This window comes from Mesotoga prima MesG1.Ag.4.2, assembly GCF_000147715.2.
Classification (GTDB): Bacteria; Thermotogota; Thermotogae; order Petrotogales; family Kosmotogaceae; genus Mesotoga; species Mesotoga prima.
Map to the genome: position 1 here is coordinate 426517 of NC_017934.1, position 26227 is coordinate 452743.

The following is a 26227-nucleotide window of genomic DNA, read 5'->3' on the forward strand; positions in this document are numbered from 1 at the left end:
CATAGTTTCGATGCTACAATAACTTGATTATTTTATAGGAGGGATGCCGTAGTGCACATTACCCCTGAGGTTAGGAAGGCCGCAAGAGAAATAAAGACACCGTTCTTGATAATGGATATGGATTACGTTAGAAACAATTATTTCGACATTGTAAGCCATGTTAGAAATGTCCAGGTGTTTTACGCGGTTAAAGCGAATTCACACCCCAGGATTATCGAGACTCTTCGGGATCTCGGCAGCAATTTCGATGTAGCTTCACGCGGTGAGATTGAGAAGCTTCTGGCATTGGGTATAAGCCCCGAAAGAATGAGTTTTGGAAACACCATCAAGAAAGTCGAAGACATCGCATACGCTTATTCCGTAGGAATAGACTATTATGCTGTCGACTCGGAAATGGAAGTAGAAAAAATAGCGGCTCACGCCCCCGGAAGTAAAGTCTACGGGAGAATCGCAACCAGCGGTGGAGATTGTGATTGGCCGCTTTCGAGAAAGTTTGGAACGGATGTCGGTCATGTGATCTCTATCATGGAATATGCCGATCAGCTTGGCCTCGACGCTTACGGTGTTAGCTTCCATGTTGGTTCTCAAAACTACAACGTAAATAGCTGGGACGATGCAATAAGGGATGCTTCGGAGGTTTTCAAGACTCTTCGTGCCAAGAATATTAACCTGCGCATGTTAAATCTTGGCGGAGGAATGCCCGTAAAGCATGTAAGAGAGATCAAGTCTGTAAAGTCTTATGGCGACATAATAAACAGAGCACTGGACAAATACATGTCTTTTGTTCCTGATCTTGAGCTCTTCATTGAACCAGGCAGGTCCATGGTTGGAAATTCGGCAATTCTCGTCAGTCAGGTGATTCTTCGCAGCAAGAAGGGCAGTGAAGACTGGGTATATATCGACGCCGGTGTCTTTCACGGTCTAACAGAGACAATAGAAGGTTTCAGGTATGAAGTTCTGACCGAAGGAAAAGTTGACGATACTAAGATTTCCTTTCATCTAGCAGGACCCACATGTGATTCGGTAGATACTATTTACCACGAGATAGACCTACCGAAAAACATAGGCTACGGAGACATATTGTACTTCATTAATGCAGGTGCCTACACAACTGAGTATGCTACGAATTTCAATGGTATTGATGCTCCGAGAGTTCTGTTCGTGGAAGACTTCATAGATGCTGAAATGCCTATAGAACGAGACTTCATGGAATAAAAAGAGCCCCGAATAGGGGCTCTTTTTAATTCACAGGAACCTTCTAAGTCTTTCGAACTCCTCTTGAGAGAGAAGATCCCTTTTATACAGCTCCCAGAGAACTTTGGATCCTATCTCCTGGTCCTTGAGACTACTCAGTTCGCTCCTGAGCTGAGCAATTCTAATAGTCCTCTCCTCAGATCTATTGTCTTTCATGCCGTTAAGGACTGGTATATACTTGACTAAGATATCTCGCGAGGCTTCTTCTGGAGTCTTTTCCTTTACCCTTGTGTAGACTCTTCTAGATCTAGCAGACCTTGCATATGCCGGCTTGGCAAACCAGCCTATTATAGCTCCGACAACAAGACCTCCTATGTGGGCAGCGTTACTGATTCCGGGAATGCTGAAACCAAGAAAGAGGTTAATCAGGATAATCGGTAGCAGAGAGTATCCAGTGATAGAACGCAGAACTACCGGAGTGTCTTTTTTCAGTCCAAGAGTGAACAGGATTCCAACCAGGCCAAAAATCGCGCTACTCGAGCCAATTGTGAATGCAGTAGAAAAGGCTGCTGCGCTAAGACTTCCGCTTATTCCAGTAACGAAATAGAAGAGAAGATACCACTTTGATCCATAGACTCCTTCGACTACATGACCGAGCTGGAAAAGTGCCCACATATTGAAAAGAATGTGCATTAAATTGCCGTGAAGAAAGAGAGCAGTTAGAGGAGTATATATCAAACCGTTTGAAAGAGCAAATCTGCTTACGCCTCCATAGACTGTTATAAGATCACGGTAGCTTATTCCTTGCGGACCTCTGAATAGTCCCATAAACGCGACAAGAAGATACACGATTACGTTTATGATTATCAGGGTTATTGTTGCACTTCTAAATCGAATCAATTTTCTTCCTCCCGCTAAACTAAGAGTCTTGTTAGTCTGTTGAATTCATTTTCCGTCAGTAATTGCTTTGAGAGAAGATCATTGAGAAGTGATCTCGCCTGATCGGATTTTAAGTTGCCAAGATCCTTGAAGAGAGAAGCGATAATCAGCTTTCTATCATCGCTTTCTTCAGAAGAAGCCAGACTTCTTGAATACTTCTCAAGAATCTCTTCACTTATGGATTTCGATGGTTGTTCTTCCTTTTCCTTCTTAATGTTCTTCGCTTTGTCTTTGAATGACTCTTCGAGCTCATCCAGCTTCTTCTCGATCTGATTATGGAACCTCTGTATCGCGGCCAACCTGTATCTCATGAACCAGCTGAATAGACCATAAGTGATCAGAGTGAAGATCACCATAATTACTACAGAAAGTGGCTTAAGTATCAAGACTGGTATATTTCTCTGTTTACTCTCGAGTGACTGAATCTTCATCTCATCGTTGTACAGCATTGTTATCAGCTTCCCATAAAGAAAAATCGAAGCTATGCCGGTTATGAAGAACAGCCAGCTTGAAAGAACATATCCACTACCCAGCAAGGTGATCAGCTCTTCCATGCTCATAGTATCAAGACTCATATCAATGTTTTCAATAATTGCCCTAATGATGTATAAACCGGCAAAATTCATTGTTAAGTATGAAGCCGAGTAAAGAATTACCCATATTCTAGAATTGCCCGCGATCTTCTGCTCCGCACAATTCTGCGGTTTGACGTAACCTTTTTTCTTCATGGTGGCAAGATGACGATCGCGGTTCCACGCAAGAATGTACCATATGTAAAGACTTATCGTCATTCCGATTACCGACATTGTCATTGATACCGTGGCGCTTGAGAAAAAAATCGAGGCGTAAGTTAAGAAGCCGCCCACAAAGAAAATATAAGGTGAAAGTCTGATCAATTCCTTCCCACCATCTCTTTCGTAAGATCAACTGTAATCGATTCGAACTTTCTGTATGTGACCATTCCCGGTTTAGCTCCTTTTGGCTTTTTTACGTTTTTCACTTCAGTATGTGCTACCTCTACCTTTCCAGACTGCCTTCCCCTGGAATACTTTGCTGCTAGAAGAGAACCATAAAGAATCGCCTCTGGAGTGATCTCTTTTCCAGCTTTTTTAAGTATAACATGTGCTCCGGGAATGCCTCTTGCATGGAACCAGATATCGTCCCTTGAGGCGTTCTTCGTTATTTCATCATTCTCAATGTTGTTCCTTCCAACGAGAAATTTAAACCCGTTTCTTTCGAAGACTCTCGGGCCAGACTTCTGTGACCTCTTCTTTCTCTTTTTATCTATCTTTTCTTTTCTTTTTATGCCAGCTTCTTCCAGTTCAGAAGAGAACTCCCGAACGTCTTCCAGCGATTCTGCCTGTGAGACCATTTCCTTTAGCTGATCAAGGTAGTTTACTTCGTCACGCAAAACTCTTAACCTTTTCTTTAGTTGAATCTCCTTGCGCAGAGATTTGCTGTAATATTTGAAAAAAAGCTGCGCGTTTTCCGATGGCGTTAGCCTACTGTCCAGAGAGATTTCGACTGTTTCACCTGTCTCCCAGTCTTCAAGCTCCACCGTTTCCCTTCTTTCTCTTAGCCTATATAGATTTGCGGTAATAAGTTCTCCGTATTTTTTGAAATCCCTGTAATTCTCAACTTCTGACAGTTCCGTTTCTAACTTATCGATCAACTTGAAAAGACGTTTGAACGATTTGTCAATCTTCCTTATTATTGACTGCTTTCTCCTGTCAACCTCTGTTTCTGCTCCTGAAGATTTTATTGCGCGTCTAATAGCTTCCGACGCCCCAACCTTTTCGCAACGGCCTTTATGATCGAGAGGTATGGGTGAGATTTCAGCTCCCTTTGTCCCGTCAATCACAAAAAGCGATCTTCCGTTGGTGTCCAGAGAAAGGCTCATTAGGAATTCTGCAACTTCATCAAGACGTTCTTCCCGAAGACTGGATGGAACAACATCTTCAATCTGCAAGAAGCCCACGATATTCTCTGCGGTTGCTCTCGAAAAGCCTGTAAACGACTTCATTATTGCTCTTGAAAGGGTATCTCCTGAGTGAAGGAGCGTTAGAGTAATATTTTCTTTAGACAGGTTTCTAAGAGATTTTCCTGGACTATCTGGCGGATAATACTTCACATTTCTGGCGAGAGTTCTCTTTGAGCTGATCATCTCTCTAAATACCTGTAGTATTCTTTCCTCCTCGTCAAGTACCATGATGTTAGACCCTGGCCCAATGAATTCTGCGATTACCGAGTATTTGTTTCTTTCTCCAAAGGCATCTCTACCTTCAAAATCCATTCTTGTTATTCTATCCATGTCTAACTGAGCGATTTTTGTCAGAAAGAAGCCGTTGATGTGTCTTCTCAAAAAGAGACTGAAAGGGGTCTCGATCGATGGAGAATTCTGATTTCTGTTGCTCTCAATTATATAAGGCGATGATGGATTGAGAGAGATTTCAATTCCCCTTTTCGAGAATTTGAAGAAGAACTCGCTTCTTCCTATTTGGTATACCTGTCTCAGTTGCTGACCAGAGACATCAGATATTTCAGCCAGGACTCTCTGGAGAATCAGACCATCGAACACCATTTCTCATTCAGCTCCTCTGAAGTAACAAAACTGTATCTTCCCTTGCAACCCTCAAAAAGGGAAAAGATCGCTGAGCCCGAACCAGTCATCATTGTCTTAATGGCACCGCCATTCTTATTAGAGAGCATTGAGTGGCAATCTCTTATCATGGGAAAGCGATCAAAGATGGACTTTTCGAACGTATTGTAAGACATACGCCTTACAGCTTCAATGTCATGACTTTTAAGGGCAAGGTAGTATTTCTCAGCCATTTCACAATCGAGATGCAGTTCGGGGTTATCTTCATCTATGAACTCGTAAGCAAGGGGAGTTGAGACCTCAATGCCGGGGAAGGAAAGTTCGACTGAATATCCAGAGACATCACCGGGAAAACTCAAGATCTCTCCCCTTCCTGAAGCTATCGCCGTTCCTCCTTTGAGAAAGAAAGGTACGTCGCTGCCAACATTTGAGGCGATTCTCAAGACTCGCTCTTCATCAATCTTGAAAAGCCCCGCTAAATACTTCAGGAGTGCTGCGGCATCTGAACTTCCCCCACCCAGTCCTGCGCCCGAGGGGATTCTCTTCTTCAATTCCAGACCTATTTCTATTCTCCGGTCTATCTCACTCTCTATTTGCTCAATGACTTTATAAAGAGTGTTCTCCTTGTCCCAGCGGAGAGATGTATTGCATTTGAAGTATAACTTCCTTGTATCATGCTTTACGAACAAATCGTCGTAGAAATCGATTGTCTGGAAGACAGTGCTAATCTCGTGGAATCCGTCGCTTCTGCTCTTACCTACCGCAAGGTAAAGGTTTATTTTTGCCGGGCATCTCAGTTTAACAGAAGATAATCTAGAACTATTTGAGACCATGTTTCCATACTCTCCCTGTATTCTGAAAGAACTTTAATTTCAGCCATTGCACCAGTGAATTTTTCCTTTTCGTTGAAGCCGCCGAAATCCACTTCAGCTATATAAACTACACCAATGTGGACTCTGCTGACCTCAGTCTGTAGATCATTTAGGATTCCCAAATAACCCATGCTGTGGATTTTCACAGATACTTCTTCGCGGATTTCGCGCTGGAACCCGTTCTCAAAGGCCTCCCATGGAAGCCTTCCATCCTCTGGATTTATGTGTCCACCCACTCCAATCGAATATAGTTCATGAAGGCGAGCTTCGCCCTGCTTTTTTGTCCTCTTCATGAGAAGATACTCGTCGCGATTCCTGAAAACCGCGTACGGTATGATCTGCCTCATCGATTCATCGTTTTCTGCTTCAGAGCGACGTACAAATCTTCCGAATCTCTCAACTTTTTTCTTTATCTCATCTAAAGGAAGAGCCAGCAACCCGTTGCGGGTTGCCAGCTCTCCCAGACAGTCGACATCGACTACGAGAACTCTTTCTTCCAAAACTTTCTCCTTTACTACCAGCTATGATCCGGGAACAGCACCATAGAAGAGCCTCTCAGAACGCTAAACGCAATTGCTTCTTCATTGAAGTCGCTTGAAGGCAAGGTCTTCTCTACTGCTATAACCCCAAAATAGTGTTCGTCGTCCCAAAGAGATCTTTCGGGCATTAGAACAGATTCGTAAATGGTGAAGTCTGTGTATATTGCGACTGCCTCTTCGAATTCACCAGAACTTGGGTGTAATAACTGTTAATCTTGACTAAATGGGTGGCCAGATTATCAATCTTCCTGGCCCTGAAGAGCCACAACTCATCCTTAGTACGATCGATGTTCTCAACAGAAATCTTCCAACCGGTTGGTCTCCAACCACTAAACGTGACTGGTTTGATTCGAATACTCCAATTATCGGAGACTGGTGCGCTGTTGAAGAGTGTTGTCATCTGGCTTGATGAGTATGCACTTTTCGTGAGACTTTGCCAGTTCTGAAAGAAGACCTCCCCTTGACTGAATATGTCGCTCGCAGACATTGGTAGTATTCCCAACAACAGCCTCTGGGCGAATGGATCAAATCCTACAGCGGATTCTAGATAATCCTCTCTGTACCTTACGAAAGTTGGAACTCTTACTGATGGAAAGCTCATTCCACTAAACCAACTGGAGGGTTCATTAAATGAAGCTCCGATCTTTTCAAAAACCTCAACCAGAACGGATTCCTTTACATTGTAGGCGATATTCTCGCTTCTTGATACGTAACCACCACTGAAATTCGCATATACAGTGACTTTTACTTCGCTGTTTTCGGGGGCACTTGGAAGATATACTACTGCAGTGTCGAAGCTTTTCTTTTTGAGATTATCAGTGGTAATGATATCCCCGTCCTTATTCTCTAGTTTCCAATCGTAGCTGGTCACGTCTACAGTACCAATATTTTCGACCTTAATGAGGATTGGTTTTCCAGGTTCTCTGTTACTTTCTTGAATAAACAAAACGGGTATCGGAAGCTTAGGAATGCACGAAGAAAATGTTAAAATAAGCATTACGAACAGACCCAGCATCACAAACAACTTTGCTCTTTTCATTTCCATCCCCTCCCTTTCAGGTATTCCCTGACAAACTCATCTTCCTTATCTTTTGTAAGACCGTCCAGCCTTGCACAGAACAGCTCGTCTAGAACATCTCTTATCTCGGGGCCTTCCCTCATGCCGTATCTGGTCTTAAGTACATTTCCATTGATTGATAATTTCGTGTCATTCAGTTTCTTCAGATAGGCAAGGAATAACAAATCCTCCTGTTCATCCAGATAACTGTTGACGAAGTTAAGTATTTCGGGCTTGTTCGTCTTCAGAGATCTGTAGAATTGAGAAGGAGTCTCTGGCTTCTCATTAACTATTATACCTGCAGTGGCTATCGCATCATTAAGCCTTTCAAGATAGTTTTTCGGCAATCCATAACGTGCTATGCACCATTCAACGGATTTCGAGTCACTCTTTCTTAGGATTATCATTAAGAGTGTGTAGAACATCCTATCTTCTCCAATTAACAAAGCGTTTCTCTCTCTTCGAAGGAAATAGCGCTGGAGTCTGATGTCTGTCTCTCTATCAAATTCTGTTTCGGGGAAGAGCTTCTCCATAACACCAAGGCTGGCAAGTCTTCTCAAGGCCTTGAGTGGAAGCGGCTCTTCAATTGCCTTGCTCAATTCGTCTCTCAGTCTCTGCCCTGTTACCCTATCGAGATATCCTTCAGCTGCACATTGCTTGAGCAGCTCGGCGGTTCTCACTTCTATCTCGAACCCAAAGCGCTGTTCAAATCTTACGGCTCTGAGGATTCTTGTCGGGTCCTCGATGAAGCTTAGAGGGTGGAGTGCTCTTATAATCCCTTTTGAAAGGTCCTTTCTCGATCCAAAGAAATCGATCAGAATTCCAAAATCCTCCTGGTTCAGTTTTATAGCCATGGCATTTATGGAGAAATCTCTCCTGTAAAGATCTTTCTTTATCGTGCTCATTTCGACCTCAGGAAGAATCGCTGGTTTCTTGTAGTATTCAGTTCTCGCCGTTGCAACGTCAATTCTCAGACCATCGTTGAAGAACATGGAACTGGCGAGAAATTCCCTGTGCTCGACAATCTTAATGTTAAAGTACTTTTTGAAGGTCTCTGCAAAGAGATTGGCATTGCCTTCGACCACTATGTCTAGATCGAGATTTTTTTTGTTCAAGAGAAGATCCCTCACAAAACCTCCAACTATGTAAGTCGGCATGTTGAGCTCGCTCCCAACTGCACCGAGAAATCTTAGCATGGTTACTATGCGTTTTTCGACGCGTTCCTCTATCAAATCTTCTACGGGGAATTTGGCATAGTTCTGATCACCTATCTTTTCTCCGGGATCGATTATCCTTCTTCTTCCAAAAGTGCTCTTCAGGAGATCAGTCCGTGTCACTATTCCACTCAGGATACCACCGTCGAGGATTAGAATTGCAGTTGTATCGTTTTCTATCATCTTATCGGTTACCGCCTGAACCGAATCGTCTACCGATGCCGTCACAAAGAAACGGTCCATCACTTCAATTATTCTTCTCGCTGCCAGTCCGTGTCTAATGGCTTTTTCGGTATTCCTGTATTTGGCTATACCTACAAGCTTTTCCTGATCAACTACCGGCAGAGTGTGATGACCCGTTCTCTGCATGATTTTGAAGACATCTTCAACCTTCATCTCTGCAAGAGCGGTTCTGACCGGTGAAGACATAATATCTCTTACTTTAATGAGGCGTTCAATGTTGTTTTCGAAGTTTTTTATGATTTTTTCTTCGGCTTCTGCTGACGTGCAGTTTTCAAAGTAACCAAGTGTGTATGATCCGCCGCTGTTTCTTTGCACACCATCGAGCTCGGCAGTGTCGAGATTCATGTATTTCGATCTTAGAGTGTAATATACTCGATTGTTGGTTTCGAGAAGGACAACTAGATTCTCTACGCCAAGAAAGGACCAGAGTTTTTCTACCACGAGGCTAAGCCCTCCCGGCAGAAAGTCTCTTCTTGCAGATGCGATGTTGATCTCTACCCCTCTGATCGATGTCCTTCTCAAACCCAGTATCAGTGATTCTATGAGCCTCTGTTGTGAAGCGCTCAGCTTGTAGCCCGAGTAGATTCCAAGATCGTCCGGCCGTGCGCCTAGATCGATAAGCCATGCGGCAGTACTCAGATCTTGTGCTCTGGTAGAGGCATGAGTGAAATTTCCGGTTTCCCTGTAGATTGCTGTCGCAAATAGGGTTGCCTCATTTCTGGATATTTCCTTCTTCTTTTTCCTCAGTTGATTGCACATGAGAGTGGTACAAGCTCCAAGATCCTTGAAAATTCCTTTTTGTGTTTCACTCAAGCTTGTCCTGTGATGGTCGTAAAACTTCACGTCGGTATTTCTTTGAATAGACTGTTGTAGAGAAGCGGGAATTCTTTTTAGATCAGATGTATCAACGATTATCAAAGAGGAGAGATTGGAAATCCGTATCTCATTTACGTAATAAAATGAAAGCAACAGGCTTTTAGATGACAGAAAACGTTTCAATGCGGGAACCAGCTGTCCCCCAAACACAATCATGTGGTCGGGATATATCTTCTGCGCAGCAACAGCGGATGCAAATGCATCGAAATCGGGATTACGATGTGTCGTTATTACCTTCAAGATTGCTCCACCTCTTCAGTTTCTCGTAAAGCGTACTCTTACTTATCTGGAGTATCGAAGCCGCCTTTGTTTTGTTTCCGTTCTGTCGGTCTATCAACCAACTGATGTAGCGTCTTTCCAGCTCATCTAGGGAGACCTCTCTGAATCTGAAATCCTGGTCATCTGCTTGCTCCACTTCAGGAAAGGCAAAGCTGGAAACACCTTCAAAGCTTCCGTTGACTGCGAGAATTGATAAAAGTCTGTTTCGAAGCTCTCGAATGTTTCCGGGCCAGTCATATGCTTTCATCTTATTCATGAAATCCTCTGGAATCGTCGGTGGTTTCTTCATTCCAAGCTCCTCACAGAGCCTCGGCAAAAAGTGATGGATCAGAATCGGGATATCCTCACGTTTTTCTCTTAGCGGATCTATCTTAATCTTCACGACGTTCAATCTGTAGTAGAGATCACTCCTGAAGTTTCCTTTCGAAACTTCTACCTCAAGATCTCTATTTGTGGCTGCGATTACTCTTAGGTCAAGCTTTCGGGATGTGGTGCCCCCAAGCCTCTGGCTGGAGGATGTCTCGAGGACCCTCAGAAGTTTCACCTGCATTGGAAGGGGCATCTCGGATATTTCGTCAAGGAAAAGTGTTCCGCGGTGGGACTCTTCTATCAAACCCGGTTTTGAATTCATGGCACCCGTGAAGGAGCCCTTTTCGTAGCCGAAAAGCTCACTCTCAAAAAGATTTTCCGGTATTGCACCACAGTTTATGGGGACAAACTTTCCTCGTCCACTTTTCTGGTGTATAGATCTCGCAACCACTTCCTTTCCAGTGCCGCTTTCTCCCTCAAGAAGCACCGTGACTTTCTTTGGTGCGATTGCTGCGATCATTTGCTTCAGCTCGAGAATATTTTTGCTCTTTCCGATTATCTCTACGGAGGGTTCAGTAGTCACCAAGTCGGCCAGACTATCCCTTTCCCTTGAAACCTCCGAGAACTCAATTGCCCTCTTAACTTCGAGAAGCGCATGGTTTAGATCAAAGGGCTTCTCTAGAAAATTGAAAGCGCCTTTTTTGACTGCATCTATTGCAGTGTTTATGTCTCCATGAGCGGAGACAACTATCACCGGCGAACTGAGTGCGGCTTCGGAAATTATGTCTAACCCCGATCCATCGGGAAGTCTGACGTCCAGTATCAAACAATCGAAGACCTCTTCAGAGATCTGCTTCAGCGTCTGCTCGAGATTGTAGACCTGAACTACTTCGTATCCCTCTTCTTCTAGCGCAGCGCCCAGGAGACCGTTAAAGGCCAGATCATCATCAACCACAAGGACTTTGCGCTTCATCTAATTGCCTCCTGAAGGTTAATACAAATACTGTTCCTTTCCCTTTTACACTTCTCATTTTCAATCTTACATCGTTTTCCTCGCAGAAATTGTGGACTAGGTACAGTCCAAGTCCCGATCCCTCGGTCTTAGTTGAAAAGAAGGGCTTGAATACTTTCTGCAAATTGGTCGGGTCGATTCCCTTTCCCGTATCGGCAACGATCAGTGTCAAGTATTCTTTTGAGGCTCTAACTTTTGCGATAATGGAGGTTTCTGAAGGCAGACCGGCTTCGACGGCATTCATGAAGAGGTTCTTGATAACATTCTCAAGCCTTCCGCGCTGCGCCAAGACCAGCCCTTTTTCGAGCGAGATTATTCTAAAATCTATCTTTCTTTCCTGAAAGATCGAGGACATGAAGGTCGCGACTTTCATAACCTGCTCAGAAAGATCGACCACGTCGAATTCCTCTCCATACCTGAAAATCTGTAGGATTCCACCTACCCTACCTTGAAAGGCATTTAGCTCCTTTTCAAGTGTATCAATGTACTCTGGTTTTCCCGTTCTCCTGTAAAGATCAAGCGCAAGCCTAACATTTGCCAGCGGTTGCTTGAGACCATGCGCGAGATCGGCTACTGTTTGCGCATCGACAGCATATCTTCTCGTTTTTTCCAGAAGCTGTTTTGTCTTCCACTGACTGGTCATATCGGTAAGGGTTAGCAGATAACCGCTTTTCTGCTTATGGACAACCGACACAAGGTATCGCTTGCCGAGTTTCTTGCTATAGACTTCATACTGACCTTCTTGAAGCGGAAAAATCAAACCTGTCCTTCTTGCAAATCTATCTATCCGGAGATATCTTCCTTGCTGACTACCGTAAGAGAAGCTCTTTGTGAACGCGTCGTTGACGAGATCAAAATTTCCGTTCTCGTCCACTGAAGCAACGGAAATCTCCAGGGTGTTCAGAAGCTCTGAATAATCCCTGTACAGTCTTTCGTAATAATTTCTTTCCTCTTCAATTTGAAATGAAAGACTTCTGTAGAAGCCGTAAATCTGATTGAACTGCCCTTCAAGTTCACCGATTGATTTTCTCTCGCCTGTTTGTACAAGCCTAACTAGCCTCTCCAACTGTCTTACCAGAGCAAAATAGACGGATGCTAACGCCGCAAGAGAAAGAAGAGCAATCAAAACCACTCGATCAAGACTGAACCCTTCAATGAAAGAATAGATAAGCCCAGTTCCCAGCACCACACCACCAACAATGTAATGGTAGCCGGGTTTGAAAAGGCCTCCGTCAAGTTTTGACAATTGTTATGGGTTCCCCTTCCTCAATGGCGAGGAGCTCCCGGGCACTTCCCTTGTTCACGGTGATTTCTAGGAAGCCGCTTGAATCGAAATGGGCAAGCAAATTTCCGGGATTCACATCGTAATAAGTATTTCCGAATGTAGCTTTGAAAGGTTTTCTGCCCTTTCCAATTTCAAGAATTTCTCCTTCTTCAAAATCATTAGCGAGAGCCTCTGGAACATTCGTTTCCAGGTTACCGAAATTATCGTAGAAGGCAACCTCCCCAGAGAGTACATTTCCTTCTCTGGCAGGTTTCTTGTATTTAAGATATTCGAAGCTCATTAGTCTAGAACCGAGTTTAGCCGGTTCTACGCCTGCATCGACATGGGCTGCAACGGGCGCGAAAATGTCTCTTCCATGGAAGCTCCGGGAATTTCCCCTGTGGTACTCTCTATTTTCCAGCTCTCGTATTTCGTGGATTCCGTACTCTTCGGCAGCAAGTGTGAACAAACCATTGTCCGGTCCAACAAGGCGTCTTCCATCTTTCAAAACCATCATTATTGGCTTTCTTGATGTCCCTACCCCAGGATCAACGACTGCTAGAAAGACTGCATCTGCCGGAAGATCCTTTATTGCCCTTTGCAAGACATAAGCACCGTGTCTTATGCTGTAAGGTCTAATATCATGACATATATCTATTATTTCCACCATTCTATTTATTTCTCTCATCACGACTTTAGTCACGCCGACATAGTAGCTGTTTGATCCCCAGTCAGTAAGAAAAGCAATCATTCTAATCCCTCCATTTGCCAACAATTGAAGAAAACACTTTTTCGATACAACCGAATCCGACCCTGTATAGATTCGAATCTGTTTTACAGTCAGAAGCACCGAAGCCAGGAACAGCAATACAGTAGTTTGAGATCAGATTTGAAAGTTCCTCTTCGTTACTTGTCTTTGCCGGAAGAAGCAGAACCGCAAGAACTTCAGCCTTCTCTCTAAGGAAATCTATATGCCAGTGCTTCTTCTTTTCTTCTAAGAGGTGCCTCTTAACCCTTTCCGTCAGTGAGTTCATTGCCGATCCAACATATAAGTAGTATCCCGATTCAAGATGCCACTTTTTTTTGCTCGAAGATACCTCTGCCGCTTCTCTGAGAAAAAGCAAGACAATGTAATCACCCTTATTGTAATCCATAATGTAGATATTATACGACAGCAAACCTGCCAAGAACCATTTGCTCTGAAATGAAAAGGTGTACAATGTATAATTTGTTGAGGTGATTTCCTTGGCAAAAGTTGTGGTTAATACCGTGAGCATAGGGGCCAATGCGAAAAGAGTTAGAGAACTGGCCGAAGTTAATGGGGTAGAAATCGCAGCGGTTACGAAAGTTGTGTGTGGAGACCCGACGATAGCATCTATACTGTTGAATAGTGGAGTAAAGGAAATCGGCGAATCCAGGTTGGAAAACATTTCCAGAATTACGAATGCTGGAATTGATTCTGATTTTCTTTTGTTAAGACTTCCCGAGAGATCAAAATTCAGAGAAGTGTTGGATAATGTAGACACCGTGCTCATTGGAGATCTTGATTCATTGAGCAAGCTTTATGAACTCTCATCTGAAACAGGGCAAGAAGTGAATTTCATATACATGATCGATACGGGAGACCTTAGAGAGGGAGTTATGTATTACGAGGCGGAATCGGTTTTGGAGAAAGCATTCGAAATTGCCGGTGAAAACCTTGAAGGAATTGGAACCAATCTTGGATGCTTTGGGGGCGTAATTGCAACTCCAAAGAAATTCGAGATTCTTCTTTCTTTAGGTGAGTTCCTTAGAAAAAAGACTGGCTATTCATTGAGAAGATACTCTGCCGGGAATACTGCGTCACTGCCTCTTCTCGAAAAAGGGATAGTTCCGAAAGGTATAAACCATTTCAGATTGGGAGAGTCGATTCTTTGTGGGACCGATGTTACGAACAACAGAGAGGTTCCTGGAACACTGCAGGATACGTTTACACTGTATGGGGAAGTAATCGAAATAGCGGAAAAGCCATCCGTACCGATAGGCGAAATAGGTCGTGATGCTTTTGGAAGAATCCCCCATTTTGAAGACAAGGGGAAGAGAATAAAGGCGATACTGGATCTTGGAGAACAGGATGTTCTTCCCTCAGGATTGACGCCACTTGTCGGGGGATGTGAAGTGCTACACGCTTCGAGTGATCACCTGATAGTCGACGTGACCGAGTCCGAAAAGTCTTTTTCTGTAGGGGATTCGATTGGCTTCAGAATGTCGTACGGTGCGCTGCTAAGAGTGATGACCTCACCGTATATAAGGAAGGTTTACGAATGATAAGGCGCCTTCAAAAGTGTGATGGAGAAAGAGTAAGAGAGATCGTAAAGACGATCTGGGAGGGTGATGACTACATTCCTCATGTCTTCGAAAAATGGGTTGAAGACCCTTCATGCCACTTCATGGGACTCTGGAAAGACGGGACATTAGTAGGAATAGATAATCTCAGACTCTTAAGCGATAAAGTGGGCTGGATGGAAGGAATGAGAATAGATCCTGCTCTTCAGGGCAAAGGGTTTGGCAAGGAACTCGGAAAACAAACCCTGGCCATTGCGAAGAGAATCGGGCTCGAAAGGCTTTACTTTGCGACCTATTTCGACAATACTGCCTCGATCAGAATGAATGAAGCCTTCGGTTTCAACCGCATAGGTGTTTTCACAAACCTTGAAAGTGAGGTAGGAGATATCTCAGATTCTTCCTTCGCTTTTAATGTGGATTCAGAGATTCCTGAAATTCTCGATCATGTAAGTGAAGACTGGGCTTTTCTCCCTAAGGAAATTCCAGACAAAGCGAGATTCCTAATTCAGCCAACTAGGATTCACGATGGGGATAACTGGGCAGTTCTTTCCAAAAATTCGAAATCTGAAAGCTGCGTGGACATCAATTACATCTCAATAGTGGAAGAACGGAAAGCCAGGTCCTTCGTGCATGGGCTGAAGTGCTATGCACAGTCGAAAGGGTTTGAACGGGTCCATACAATGGTGAGGGAGGACCTCGATTTGGAGCCTTTCTTGTACAATGGATTCAAACCTTTCGAAAGAGTAAGGGATGTCTTCCTTTATTTTGCGGACAGCTCGGTTCTTGAGATTTGACTCCCAGCAGAAATGGCTTGAATGAATCCGTTGGTCGGTATTACTCTTGATTCTAATATATCTACGTCGGTCGCTCCTACACATCGATGTCTCTATATTAAGCATTACGCAAACAAGAGATGATTAACGACAGTTCTATGCAAATGAACTCTTGGCTATGATCCGAATTTCTTGTCTAAATCGTGAAGTTCAAAGGTTATGAATCACTAATTTGGAAGGACATTACATGGATGTGAGGCAGGCACAATTGAGAATTCATAGTCATCTCTCGTATAATTTCCCTTTAACCTTCATCGATACGATTGTGCACCTCAGAAAGAGGAACTGCATTCTTTGTAAAGGCGGACAGGAAAGTTGAGAGTGACAAGCGAATTCGGTTCATTGCCCTGCCCGTGTGTCTTCTGAGTTAGTGCAAAGTGAAAAAACATGAAAGACACCTCCCTATACTTGGGGACTTTGTCCGAAGCAAGAGACTGCGTTTTTGTGAGCTCGAGAGACTACTAAGAAACTAAGTACCTCCCTATTTCCTTTTCTCTTACATTCTAAGTCACTCTTGGCCGGGTCTAGAGCCGATTGGGTTTCCTTCGTTGAGTCATAGTCTCAAGAAATCAGAGCGGATTTGTACTTGAGAATCGGCCTATCGAGATCCTCGGCAGTCTAACACGAAAGACTTTGTGATTACCTGGGGTTGTATTATGGCTTAAGGCAGAAGATCGTATCGGAAATCAGATCAACCTTTGACAGAACCAGCAAGAAGCCCTCTCAGAAAGTACTTTCCGAGTAATATGTAGACTATCAATGTTGGGAGAGCGGCCAGCAGCGCGCCGGCCATCTGGACATTCCACTCGACAACCTGACTCCCCGCTAGATTCACAAGGGCAACGGTAATCGGCTGTTTTGTGGGGTCGCTGGTAACGGTCACAGCGAAAAGAAACTCATTCCAGATATTCGTGAATTGCCAAATGACTACTACTACAAAACCAGGGAGGGATATAGGAAAGAGAACCTTCAGATATGTCTTGAATATGCCTGCTCCATCTATGTTGGCCGCTTCGATTAATTCCGTAGGCACTTCGCTGTAATAGTTCCTGAAAATCAAAGTGGTTATCGGCAGACCGTAGACCACGTGAACCAATACCAATCCCCAAATTGAACCGTAAAGTCCAATATCCTGGAGGAAGCGAATCAGAGGAAAAAGAACACTCTGATAAGGAATAAACATTCCGAAAAGAACGAGTGCAAAGAGAAGATCTGAGCCCCTGAACTTCAGTTTAGACAAAACATATCCGTTTATCGATCCAACGATTGCCGAAAGAAGCGTCGCAGGGATGACCAGCAGAAACGAGTTTCTTAAGTTGGGTGCAAGGCGACTGAAGGCCTTGGCAAAACCATCGAAGGAAAGGTCGTTCGGAGGAAACCACATTCGCTCAAGACCCACTTCTTTCAGGGGTTTGAGACTTGTTGCCAATAACACATAGATCGGCATCAGAAAGAATAACGCAAAAACCGTCAGAAGGGCATAGATTAGAATCCTCTTGATCATATTCTCTTCTCCTTTCTGAAGGCAGAAGCAAGGTAAGGAATTATGACCACAGCAACCATCAGAAGCATGATTATCGCTATTGCTGAGCCAGTAGCATATTTGTTCGCTCTGAAAGTGGTTTCGAACATGTAGATGGCAGGCACGTCGGTCACGTTGTTTGGACCACTGCCGGTCATAGCGTAAACAAGATCAAAGATCTTCAGTGAGATGTGGCCTAGAATAATCATTGCGCTTAAAGTTATCGGTCTCAGAATCGGAAACTTGATCTTCCAGAAGATCTGCCAGCCGGTCGCGCCATCAACTTCGGCAGCCTCTACCAGATCCTGGGATATTCCACGAAGCCCCGCAAGGTACATGGCCATTGTGTAACCTGACATCTGCCATACGGCTGCGATTATCACCGGAATCAGTGCAAAGTTGAAATTGAGGAAACTCTCAGTGCTGGTGAACCACCTCCATTGAAGAAAATCCAGCCCCACCAGACTGAATAGAAGGTTCATACCCTGAGGATTGCTTGGTAAGATTCCCGGAGCGAAGATCCATCTCCAGACTGCGCCTGTCACAACAAATGAAAGCGCCATGGGAAACAGGTATATATTTCTAAAAATGCCTGATCCCTTGAGGTTACGATCAATCAGTACCGCCAAAACAATCCCAAGCAGAAGACAACCGAGAATAAAAAAAAGGGTGAAATACAGAGTGTTCCACAAATCGGTCTGAAACCTCGGATCTTCGAAAAGTCTGAAATAATTCCTCAATCCAACAAATTCGAATTCGCCTTTAAGAAGCCTAGCAAAGCTATTCCAGTTGGAAACAGAAGTTCTACCGGTCCAACCAATGAAGAAATAAACGAAAACTCCTATTGCCGCAAAGGTCGGAGAGAGAATGAGAAAGGAAATGATCCCTCGTTTTGTCTTCCTTTTGATATGGAACACCCCCAAGAATGGGGCCTGCAGATGCAGGCCCCACTTTGCAAGGATTAATAGATGTAATCTTCAGCAGCGCTTTCTATGGCACTCAGGAAAGCTGCTCTGTCTTTTGTAGTAATGAAGATGTTTACTGCATCGTTCAGCTCCGTTATAAAGCCTTCAGGCGCAGCAGATCCATGTGCTATAGAAGGACAAAGAGCGTTTGTAGAAAAGTCCTCCATAGACCACGTCAGGTAAGGATCGTAGAGTGATTTGTCTGCATCCAGTCTTGCAGGAATCGAACCCTTTATCGGGTTGAAGGCATCTTGACCTTCGACTGAGGCAACTATTTCGAGCCATTTAAGAGCGTTTTCTCTGTTTGGTGCGCCCTTTGGCAAGCCAAATGTATCCGTTACCACCATAAAGGAGCCTTCGGTTCCTGGAACTGCCATCCAGCTGAACTCCACGCCCGGAGTCCATCCTAGAGTCTTCAAATATCCTTCGGCCCAGTCTCCCATGACGTTGAAGGCAGCCTTTCCATCGAAGACCATCCTTGTTGCATCCTGCCAGGTGAGAGCAGCATGGTCTTCGTTTACATACTTAATCAGTTCTTCGAAAATTACTATGGCCCTTTCAATTCCTGGATCTTCGAAACTTGTTGTTCCATCCCATAAGCCATTGTACTTATCTGGTCCCAGAGCCGAAAGCAACACGGTCTCAAAAAGATGACCGGCCTCCCACTTGTCTTTATCGCCTAAAGAAAGTGGTATGAAGCCTGCCTCCTTGATTTTTGCACAAACTTCGAGAAAACCCGGTCCGTCGCTTGGAACCTCATCGATTCCGACCTTCTCAAGAATCTCGTTGTTAATAAAGACAACATTTCCCCTGTGCACATTCACGGGAATTGAGTAAACTTCACCTTCGTAACTGCAGATAGTCATAATATCCTTCGGGAATTTATCAAGTATTCCCCAGCTCTCTAAGATGTCAGTCAGTGGCTCCATCATTCCCGTAATTACGTAGGTGTCGATTAGTTCCATTCCTCCGTGGACCTGGAATGAGTCAGGAGGATTGCCGCCAAGCATTCGTGTCTTCAAAACTGCTTTTGCGTTTGTGCCTGCGCCTCCTGCGACCGTTGCGTTGATTATCTCCACGTCGGGGTACTTTGCTTTGAAGACCTCATAAATGGCAGCGAGTCCTTCTTCTTCGCCTCCACCCGTCCACCAGCTAAAGATCTCCACACTTCCTGAAGCAAAGAGCAGACTCACGGACAAAAGAAGAACTGCCAGCAAACTTTTTCTCATTTAAACACCCCCTGTTATTCGGCATACAGCCGTACGGTTATCTTCTTCGCCCTTCAGACCAAACTAGCCTCTACTTGAGATTATACTACCGTTAACAATATAATAAGCAACTTGAAAAAAGGGGAGTAAAGATTACAGATTGAACTGTTCCTCCTAAATAATTGCTCGAACATCTGACTGAGTTCAACACAACGAAGATTGATCACATTTTGGAACCTGGAACAGAATTTTTGAATCGGAGGTTTTCTCAGCCAACACTTATAATGGTATTATTTAGTGAATAGAGACGAGGAGGGATTACTTTGTCATCAGTGAATATTTCCATTATCGGTGCAGGAAGTGCTGTGTTTTCTCTCAGATTGGTGAGCGATCTTTGTAAAACGGAGGGTCTTTATGGCAGTAAGGTCACATTGATGGATATAAACCAAGATAGACTTGATGCCGTTTACATTCTTGCATCGAGGTTTGCAGAAGAGATGAATGCCAATCTCGAGTTTTCAAAGACTACTGTGCTGGAAGAAGCAATCAAAGGGAGAGACTTCGTTGTAAACAGCGCTTTGATTGGAGGACATGATTTTCTGGATAGAGTTAGAGCGATCGGCGAAAAGCACGGTTATTTCAGAGGCATAGATTCACAGGAATTCAACATGGTATCCGATTACTATACTCTTACAAACTGGAATCAACTCTCGTTTTTCCTGAAAATCGCGAAGCTTATGGAAAGACATGCACCTGACGCCTGGTTGCTTCAGGCTGCAAATCCTGTCTTCGAAGGAACTACGCTAATCAGAAGATATTCTAGTATTAAGATGGTTGGCTTTTGTCACGGACATTATGATGTCCGTGAAGTAGCAGAAACCTTAGGCATACCAATAGAGGAAGTAGACTGGCAGGTTGCCGGTGTGAACCATGGAATCTGGCTTAACAGATTCAAAAGAAACGGTGAGGATCTCTACGCTTTGATTCAAAAGTATGCAGCTAACTATGATCCAAGGAGATTCAAACCTATCAACCCTTTCAATGTTCAGATGTCTCCGGCGACAATTGACATGTACAGATTCTATGGACTGGTTCCAATAGGAGATACGGTTCGTAACAGCGGCTGGAAACACCACTACAATCAAGAGACTCTCGTAAAATGGTATGGGGCTCCATGGGGCAGTCCTGATTCCGAACCTGGCTGGCAATGGTACAAAGAACAGCTTGGACAGGTGACAGGTGCTACTGTGGCACTTGCCAAGGCAATCGAGCAGTTCCCCGAGGCAAGTCTCGAAAAATTGATAGTCGAAGGTTCAAGAGGTCTTTCAGGAGACTTCGCCAGACAAGCGGCTCAGCTTTACAACAAGAATTCTCTCAGCGGTGAGCAACACATACCCTTTATAGACGCAATAATAAACGACAGTTCAGCGAGATTTGTCTTAAACACGCTAAACGAGGGAGCAATTCCCGGGATCGAAGATAACGTTGCCGTCGAAGTGCCCGCTTTGGTTGACAGAGAGGGAATCCATACAGAAGCCATAGATCCCCCTCTCCCCGAAAGAATCGTTAAATGGTATTTGAAGCCAAGGGTACTAAGAATGGAGTGGGCTCTCGAAGCGTTCATTGAAAGGGATTCCGATCTAATTGTTGAAATTCTTTTGAAGGATCCAAGGACAAAGTCATATGAGCAGGCGAAAGCAGTGGTAAGGGAAATCTTTGAGACGGAAGGGCTAAGTGAATAGGTTCAAAGAACCGATACTTCATGGGTAAATCGAAGTTAAATTAATCTCTTCTGTTTGTTCTCACAAGGTAAAGGCGTAGGAATGTACCGAGGCTTCCAGATTCGATGGTTGCTAAGCTGACGGGGTGGTCGAATTGAATGAGGTCTTCCGTTGTCCCTGGGCTGAAGTTGACAAATTGTATATTGAGTACCACGATACTGAATGGGGTGTTCCCCTGCACGATGACAACATATGGTTCGAGTTTCTGATTCTAGAAGGAGCACAGGCCGGCCTCAGTTGGCATACTGTCCTGAAGAAGAGAGAAGAATATAGAAAAGCCTTCTCTGGGTTTGATCCTCGAGTCGTTTCAAAATATGGAGAGAATGAAATAACTAAGCTAGTCGAAAATCCGGGAATAATCAGAAATAGAAAGAAGATTCATTCGGCAATTAACAACGCAAAGAGATTTATCCAGATTCAAGAGGAGTACGGAACGTTTGACAGCTATGTGTGGAGCTTCGTCAACAATAAGCCGATCATAAACACATGGAAGAGCCTTTCCGAGATTCCCTCTGTTACTGAGAAGTCTGTTGAAATCTCGCGATCCCTTAGAGAGAAGGGATTCACTTTTGTTGGGCCAAAGATAGTATATGCACTGATGGAGGCAACAGGTATAGTGAACGATCATCTGGTGGGTTGCTTCAGATATTCTGAAGTTCTCCGATGCAATTGAGTGTTCCAGGATACACTGAAGAATTGATGATATAATAACTCTTAACTTGTAGGAGATTAATGGGGGGTTTTTATGAGCTGGCTTAATACAGAAGAGATTTTCGCCCTCATAGATTTGATTGATTCCAGTAACGATTCATATGAAGAGAGATTCAAGAGAGTTTTAGCCACTCCTCTCGCCAGTATGTTTAAACAATTCCATATACGCGATTCAGAGGCAAGGGAATGCCTAGTGGCGGCCTTTTCGCGTAGAGAAGATCTTTCCGGTCTTTCAAAGGACTGCACGGAGCTCATGGCGTACATGGATAAAATCAGGGAAAGAAAGCTTGAACTGAGAGCTTTCTTCGATTTGATTATTGAGAATGAAGCAGGAATTAGATCTAAGGCAATATCCAAAGCACAAGAGTATCTTCCTAAGGGAGTAACTTTTGATGGCCTGAAGGTCTTTTTCATTCCTATGCCTTATAATGCAAATGCCGATCATAGAGGTGTGTATTTCGATCCGCTTTTTGCTCTTGATATGGGTCTTGAAGCTATTGAAGAAGTAATGGCTCATGAGGCACATCATGTAGCAAGGAATTCGATAACAAAAGAAAGACTTGAGTTCGGTGATTCTCCACTTGATCAGTTGGTCTACAGATTTGTGGGCATAGAATGTGAAGGAATCGCAAATATGGTTAGCGATGCGTCGAGAATACCATCAATGAAGAGAATTGCGCTGCAGCGAACGAAAATGATGGGAGAGTTCGAAAAGCATCTCGAACTGCTTCAAGAAGTGTTCCTGAATCTCTCCTTTAAGAACATCTCCGACGACGAAGCAAGGTCGATTATGGAAAGAAGCTGGTTTAGTGTCGGGAGCCTTGCCCCCGTGGGAATGAGAATGGCTTTGGAGATCGAAAATGAGTTAGGGAAGGACAGACTCATCGAAACTGTCGGAGACACCGTTGGATTCCTTAAATCCTATCAGGAGGTAGCTCTGAAAAAGTCCTACTACCTCCTGGAAGATGAAACGTTTATTAAGCTGGGTCAACTTCTCAAAGCGTAGCCTATCAAATCTTTGCTGCGAAACCTGAGCCGAATTCTCTGCAGTCATCAAGGCTGTCTTCGTCTGGTGACCAAAGCTTTTTTAATCCTGGCTGAACGATTTCGAAGCCGGCATCTTCTACCATTTTTGTCAGAACATCCACAGACTCTCCACTCCATCCATAAGTACCAAATACGGCTGCCTTTTTACTCTTGAAGGACAGACCTTTTACTTCATGAAGCATACCGGAAAGCGGTGCCAAGATTCCTTTGTTCACTGTAGGAGAACCAAAGAGAGCTGCCTTGGCCTTAAACAACTCCGTCACAATATCGTTCTTGTCTATTTTTCCCGCATTGAAGAGTTTGACTGCGGTACTACCACTAGCGCTGGCAATGCCTTCTGCGATGGCTTCGGCCATTTTTCTAGTCCCCTCCCACATCGTGTCATACACAATTGTCACCTGATCTTCCTGGTAGTTGTCTGCCCACTCAAGATACTTCTTGACAATCTGTGCGGGATCCTCCCGCCAGATGACTCCATGACTGGGGCAAATCATATTCAATGGAAGATTGAATGACAAGACCTCCTTGATCTTCTTTATGACCAGTCTGCTAAATGGAGTGAGGATATTTGCGTAGTACTTCACTGCTTCTTGAAATAGTTCCGCCTGATCTACGAGGTCGTTGTAGAGAAGTTCAGTTGCATAATGCTGACCAAACGCATCGTTGCTGAAGAGAATTGCGTCACCATCGAGATATGAAAACATCGAGTCGGGCCAGTGCAGCATAGGTGCTTCAATAAAGGTGAGCGCCTTACTGCCGAGATTTAGAGTGTCGCCGGTTCTTACTGTGACGAAATTCCAGTCCTTGTGGAACTGCCCTTTGAGGGACTTGACTGCGTTTGCAGTACAATAGATCGGCGTGCCGGGAATCTCTTTCATCAACGCAACCAGTCCACCGCTGTGATCAATCTCCCCGTGGTTGGCGATTACGTAGTCGATCTCGGATAGATCAATTTCTTTTTTCAGGTTCTCCACGAATTCCTCTGCAAAAGGTGCCCAGACAGTATCGATCAAAGCTGTCTTTTCATCTCTAATCAAATATGCGTTGTAGCTGGATCCTCTGTGGGTTGAATAGTCTTCTCCATGAAATTTCTTCAGTTCCCAGTCAACCTTTCCTACCCATGTTACGCTATCGGTTATTTTCCTGCCCATTTCGATACCTCCTTAAATACATCAATACTCTACCAAGATTACCGGCTTTAAGCGGTAACATTTGTTACACAATTCTTCGGCTCTGACCAAAAATCATCTGCCGTGCAGTGTTCCTAATTAAAACGGAGACGTCTATCAGCTTGGGAAGGCTGGTTGTTGAGGCGTTTGCGTTTGATCATGACATTTCGCCTTTTCTTCAAGAGATCTGAATTTTGTGTGCTCAATGGTTGGGATCTAAAAGTATCCTCAGATGCGTGATATGCTAATATATAGTTTGGCGCATTGTCTTTTGCCCTTTTTCGTTCTGGTTGTTGAGGGTTCAGCAAAGATTAGTCGCGAATGATTGGAGTATCTCATGAGTAATGACATCACTTATTTATTTGATCTTGATGGAACGCTTAGCTCTGTTTCCGATGAAGATTTTGCACGGCGGTATTTTCAGCTCATCTCGCTCTTTGCCAATGGAAAAGTAGACTTTGAAAAACTGATGGTCTCTTTGAAAAGCGCACTCGAAGTGCTATTTGATAGAAGAGACGGCATAAAGAGCAATTACGAACTCTTTATGGAAAGCTTTGTCCATTTTGTGGGAGATCACACGGTAAAATGGTACGAGGATTTCTTCGATGAGTTTTACGAGAACGAGTATGAAGAACTTGAGAAAATTGTGAGCCCTAGAGAGAATGTGGTGGAGGCCCTGAAAAAGCTTTACGGCTCGGGTAGAAAGATAATTATTGCAACGAACCCAATCTTTCCACACAAGGCAATAAGAAAAAGACTTCAATGGGTGGGAGTGGATGAAAAGCTAACCAACTACGTGACCACTATGGAGAACTCTCATTATGTAAAGCCTAGTACAGAATATTACCTGGAAATTCTGGAGAATAACTCACTCGATGCAAAGTACTGCGTAATGATCGGGAACGATTACAAAATGGATGGTGCTTGCACGTCTGCGGGGATTGAATATGTCGATGTGAGTTCGATTCAATCTATCTGGAGAACAACTTAGACTGCACTCCCGCCATAAGTTCAGCCGTAAATCTCGAGATCAAACGCAGAACATCTTCTCTGTCCTGGGCATTTTCAACGAAATCATATTTATCACCATCGATTATCAACTTCCGACAAAACGTGACTCTGCCGATCCATTCTTCGTATAGTCCGTTGAGTCTTTCGATATAATCCTCGCTTACGCCACTTTCAAAACCCCGGCCCCTCTTTTTTATCCTTTTCAACAAGACGTTCTTAGTGCATTTTATGTAGACAATGCCATCGGGCGCTGTTAAGTGTTCTGAGAGCGTTTCATAAGTGTCCAGATAAAGTCTCCAGTCGCGTTCATCTATGTAGCCCATCAGTTTGAGATTGCGGGCAAATATCTCCACGTCCTCGTAAATAGTCCTGTCCTGAAGTATGACAGCACCTTCAGTTACGACTCTCTTCAGAAAGTCAAAACGCTTTATTAGAAAGAACAACTGCGAGTGAAAGGCCCACCGCTCCATATTTGAATAGAAATCCTCCAAAAATGGATTTTCATCCACGGCCTCGTAGACACCTCTAAAGCCCAGTGTTTCCTCAAGCAATGAAGTCAGAGATGATTTTCCTGCTCCAATGTTTCCGCATATTCCCAAAATCATAAGTTCGCCTCGATTCTGCTGAAAACCATGTTGAGATCATCAACGTTTCGCACAAAGTCTATGCTTGAAGTATCTATCCTCAGGACTCTGCTCTCGGAAAACGCTGCCATGTATTTCTCATATGTGTCGCTTAGCATAGCAATATACGTTCTATCCATTCTCCTCTCAAACGGTCTATCTCTGAGAGCTATTCTTTTCATCAGGGTGTCGATATCCGCGTAAAGATAGATTATCAGATCTGGATAAAGCACCTGATCTTTGAGAACGGAAAAGATCTTCTCGTATAGTTTCAACTGTTCTCCTTTCAAAGTTAGAGACGCAAAAAGATGATCTTTCATGAATGCATAGTCTGAGATAACCCCCTGTCCCTGCGAAGCGGCTTTTTTAACATTCGATTGCTGATCGAACCGGCTTATCAAAAAGAAAAGCTGAGTTTGAAAAGCCCACCTTTCGATGTCTTCATAGAAGTGAGCAAGAAATGGGTTTTCTTCAACAACTTCGAGCACTACCGGCATTGTATACTTTTGAGACAACAATTTCACCAGAGTCGTCTTACCTACTCCAATTACACCCTCTACGGAAATATACTTCCCGCTTGCTTTAGAAAACATCATAAGAGTTTCTTCCCCCGTTTCTCAAAACATGACCAATAC

At 43.9% G+C, this 26227-nt stretch carries 24 protein-coding genes; 7 read left to right on the forward strand and 17 right to left on the reverse strand.

What is annotated here, in order from left to right:
* Nucleotides 1-51: 51 nt before the first annotated feature.
* Nucleotides 52-1215, forward strand: coding sequence for a type III PLP-dependent enzyme (locus THEBA_RS02095; RefSeq protein WP_006491983.1), 1164 nt, complete (start codon nucleotides 52-54; stop codon nucleotides 1213-1215).
* A gap of 30 nt (nucleotides 1216-1245) precedes the next feature.
* Here THEBA_RS02095 and THEBA_RS02100 read toward each other — a convergent pair whose 3' ends face one another.
* The 11 genes from THEBA_RS02100 to THEBA_RS02150 all read right to left on the reverse strand — a co-directional run bounded on the left by THEBA_RS02100 (nucleotide 1246) and on the right by THEBA_RS02150 (nucleotide 13575).
* Nucleotides 1246-2094 carry a rhomboid family intramembrane serine protease gene (locus tag THEBA_RS02100; protein WP_014730238.1) on the reverse strand — a complete coding sequence of 283 codons (849 nt, stop codon included), beginning with the start codon at nucleotides 2092-2094 and terminating at the stop codon, nucleotides 1246-1248.
* A 14-nt stretch (nucleotides 2095-2108) separates the two neighbouring features.
* Entirely contained in the window at nucleotides 2109-3029 is a 921-nt protein-coding gene (locus THEBA_RS02105; protein ID WP_014730239.1) for a hypothetical protein, read from the reverse strand.
* The gene (locus tag THEBA_RS02110; protein WP_014730240.1) at nucleotides 3026-4714 is read right to left on the reverse strand and encodes an Rqc2 family fibronectin-binding protein; all 1689 of its coding nucleotides are present in this window, start codon (nucleotides 4712-4714) and stop codon (nucleotides 3026-3028) included. Before THEBA_RS02110 ends, THEBA_RS02105 begins: the two co-directional genes overlap by 4 nt.
* Entirely contained in the window at nucleotides 4696-5565 is an 870-nt protein-coding gene (ispE, locus tag THEBA_RS02115) for a 4-(cytidine 5'-diphospho)-2-C-methyl-D-erythritol kinase (RefSeq protein WP_014730241.1), read from the reverse strand. Before ispE ends, THEBA_RS02110 begins: the two co-directional genes overlap by 19 nt.
* Nucleotides 5526-6104 (reverse strand): NUDIX domain-containing protein, encoded by a 579-nt coding sequence (locus tag THEBA_RS02120; protein WP_014730242.1) that lies wholly within the window; start codon nucleotides 6102-6104, stop codon nucleotides 5526-5528. Before THEBA_RS02120 ends, ispE begins: the two co-directional genes overlap by 40 nt.
* 166 nt (nucleotides 6105-6270) lie before the next feature.
* Complete coding sequence (locus tag THEBA_RS02125; RefSeq protein ID WP_014730244.1) at nucleotides 6271-7182, reverse strand: hypothetical protein; 912 nt, start codon at nucleotides 7180-7182, stop codon at nucleotides 6271-6273.
* A complete protein-coding gene (locus tag THEBA_RS02130) occupies nucleotides 7179-9773 on the reverse strand; it encodes a CBS domain-containing protein (RefSeq protein WP_014730245.1) in 2595 nt (864 codons plus the stop codon). Before THEBA_RS02130 ends, THEBA_RS02125 begins: the two co-directional genes overlap by 4 nt.
* Nucleotides 9748-11094: a sigma-54-dependent transcriptional regulator gene (locus THEBA_RS02135; RefSeq protein WP_014730246.1), complete on the reverse strand. Its 1347-nt coding sequence runs from the start codon at nucleotides 11092-11094 to the stop codon at nucleotides 9748-9750. Before THEBA_RS02135 ends, THEBA_RS02130 begins: the two co-directional genes overlap by 26 nt.
* A complete protein-coding gene (locus THEBA_RS02140) occupies nucleotides 11069-12379 on the reverse strand; it encodes a sensor histidine kinase (protein WP_014730247.1) in 1311 nt (436 codons plus the stop codon). Before THEBA_RS02140 ends, THEBA_RS02135 begins: the two co-directional genes overlap by 26 nt.
* A complete protein-coding gene (locus tag THEBA_RS02145) occupies nucleotides 12366-13148 on the reverse strand; it encodes an SAM hydrolase/SAM-dependent halogenase family protein (RefSeq protein ID WP_014730248.1) in 783 nt (260 codons plus the stop codon). The genes THEBA_RS02140 and THEBA_RS02145 overlap by 14 nt, the downstream gene beginning before the upstream one ends.
* A gap of 1 nt (nucleotide 13149) precedes the next feature.
* Nucleotides 13150-13575, reverse strand: coding sequence for a GIY-YIG nuclease family protein (locus THEBA_RS02150; RefSeq protein ID WP_236609192.1), 426 nt, complete (start codon nucleotides 13573-13575; stop codon nucleotides 13150-13152).
* Nucleotides 13576-13633: 58 nt separating this feature from the next.
* On the opposite strand from THEBA_RS02150, the gene THEBA_RS02155 reads away from it, so the two are divergent.
* Both THEBA_RS02155 and THEBA_RS02160 read left to right on the forward strand, forming a co-directional pair.
* The gene (locus tag THEBA_RS02155; protein WP_236609193.1) at nucleotides 13634-14704 is read left to right on the forward strand and encodes an alanine racemase; all 1071 of its coding nucleotides are present in this window, start codon (nucleotides 13634-13636) and stop codon (nucleotides 14702-14704) included.
* The gene (locus tag THEBA_RS02160; RefSeq protein ID WP_014730250.1) at nucleotides 14701-15516 is read left to right on the forward strand and encodes a GNAT family N-acetyltransferase; all 816 of its coding nucleotides are present in this window, start codon (nucleotides 14701-14703) and stop codon (nucleotides 15514-15516) included. The genes THEBA_RS02155 and THEBA_RS02160 overlap by 4 nt, the downstream gene beginning before the upstream one ends.
* 730 nt (nucleotides 15517-16246) lie before the next feature.
* Here THEBA_RS02160 and THEBA_RS02165 read toward each other — a convergent pair.
* From THEBA_RS02165 to THEBA_RS02175, 3 genes are read right to left on the reverse strand one after another with little or no spacing between them, the layout of a single operon-like run.
* A complete protein-coding gene (locus THEBA_RS02165) occupies nucleotides 16247-17059 on the reverse strand; it encodes a carbohydrate ABC transporter permease (protein WP_006492001.1) in 813 nt (270 codons plus the stop codon).
* Nucleotides 17056-18000, reverse strand: a complete 945-nt coding sequence (locus THEBA_RS02170; protein ID WP_006492003.1) for a carbohydrate ABC transporter permease — start codon at nucleotides 17998-18000, stop codon at nucleotides 17056-17058. The genes THEBA_RS02165 and THEBA_RS02170 overlap by 4 nt, the downstream gene beginning before the upstream one ends.
* Nucleotides 18001-18038: 38 nt before the next feature.
* On the reverse strand, nucleotides 18039-19271 hold the full coding sequence (locus THEBA_RS02175) for an ABC transporter substrate-binding protein (RefSeq protein WP_014730251.1): 1233 nt from the start codon (nucleotides 19269-19271) through the stop codon (nucleotides 18039-18041).
* 302 nt (nucleotides 19272-19573) lie between these two features.
* On the opposite strand from THEBA_RS02175, the gene aglA reads away from it, so the two are divergent.
* The 3 genes from aglA to THEBA_RS02190 all read left to right on the forward strand — a co-directional run bounded on the left by aglA (nucleotide 19574) and on the right by THEBA_RS02190 (nucleotide 22748).
* Nucleotides 19574-20992 carry an alpha-glucosidase AglA gene (gene aglA / locus THEBA_RS02180; protein ID WP_014730252.1) on the forward strand — a complete coding sequence of 473 codons (1419 nt, stop codon included), beginning with the start codon at nucleotides 19574-19576 and terminating at the stop codon, nucleotides 20990-20992.
* 133 nt (nucleotides 20993-21125) lie between these two features.
* Entirely contained in the window at nucleotides 21126-21704 is a 579-nt protein-coding gene (locus THEBA_RS02185; protein WP_014730253.1) for a DNA-3-methyladenine glycosylase I, read from the forward strand.
* A 72-nt stretch (nucleotides 21705-21776) separates the two neighbouring features.
* Complete coding sequence (locus THEBA_RS02190) at nucleotides 21777-22748, forward strand: DUF5700 domain-containing putative Zn-dependent protease (RefSeq protein ID WP_014730254.1); 972 nt, start codon at nucleotides 21777-21779, stop codon at nucleotides 22746-22748.
* 4 nt (nucleotides 22749-22752) lie between these two features.
* Here the strand turns inward: THEBA_RS02190 and THEBA_RS02195 are convergent, their stop codons facing one another.
* Nucleotides 22753-23940 (reverse strand): anaerobic nitric oxide reductase flavorubredoxin, encoded by a 1188-nt coding sequence (locus THEBA_RS02195; RefSeq protein WP_014730255.1) that lies wholly within the window; start codon nucleotides 23938-23940, stop codon nucleotides 22753-22755.
* A gap of 355 nt (nucleotides 23941-24295) precedes the next feature.
* Here THEBA_RS02195 and THEBA_RS02200 point away from each other — a divergent pair, with 355 nt between their 5' ends.
* The gene (locus THEBA_RS02200) at nucleotides 24296-24949 is read left to right on the forward strand and encodes an HAD family hydrolase (protein WP_014730256.1); all 654 of its coding nucleotides are present in this window, start codon (nucleotides 24296-24298) and stop codon (nucleotides 24947-24949) included.
* On the opposite strand, the gene THEBA_RS02205 is transcribed toward THEBA_RS02200, so the two are convergent.
* Complete coding sequence (locus tag THEBA_RS02205) at nucleotides 24930-25574, reverse strand: deoxynucleoside kinase (protein ID WP_014730257.1); 645 nt, start codon at nucleotides 25572-25574, stop codon at nucleotides 24930-24932. The two genes, THEBA_RS02200 and THEBA_RS02205, sit on opposite strands and share 20 nt — an antisense overlap.
* A complete protein-coding gene (locus tag THEBA_RS02210) occupies nucleotides 25571-26188 on the reverse strand; it encodes a deoxynucleoside kinase (RefSeq protein WP_006492014.1) in 618 nt (205 codons plus the stop codon). The genes THEBA_RS02205 and THEBA_RS02210 overlap by 4 nt, the downstream gene beginning before the upstream one ends.
* Nucleotides 26189-26227 lie beyond the last annotated feature (39 nt).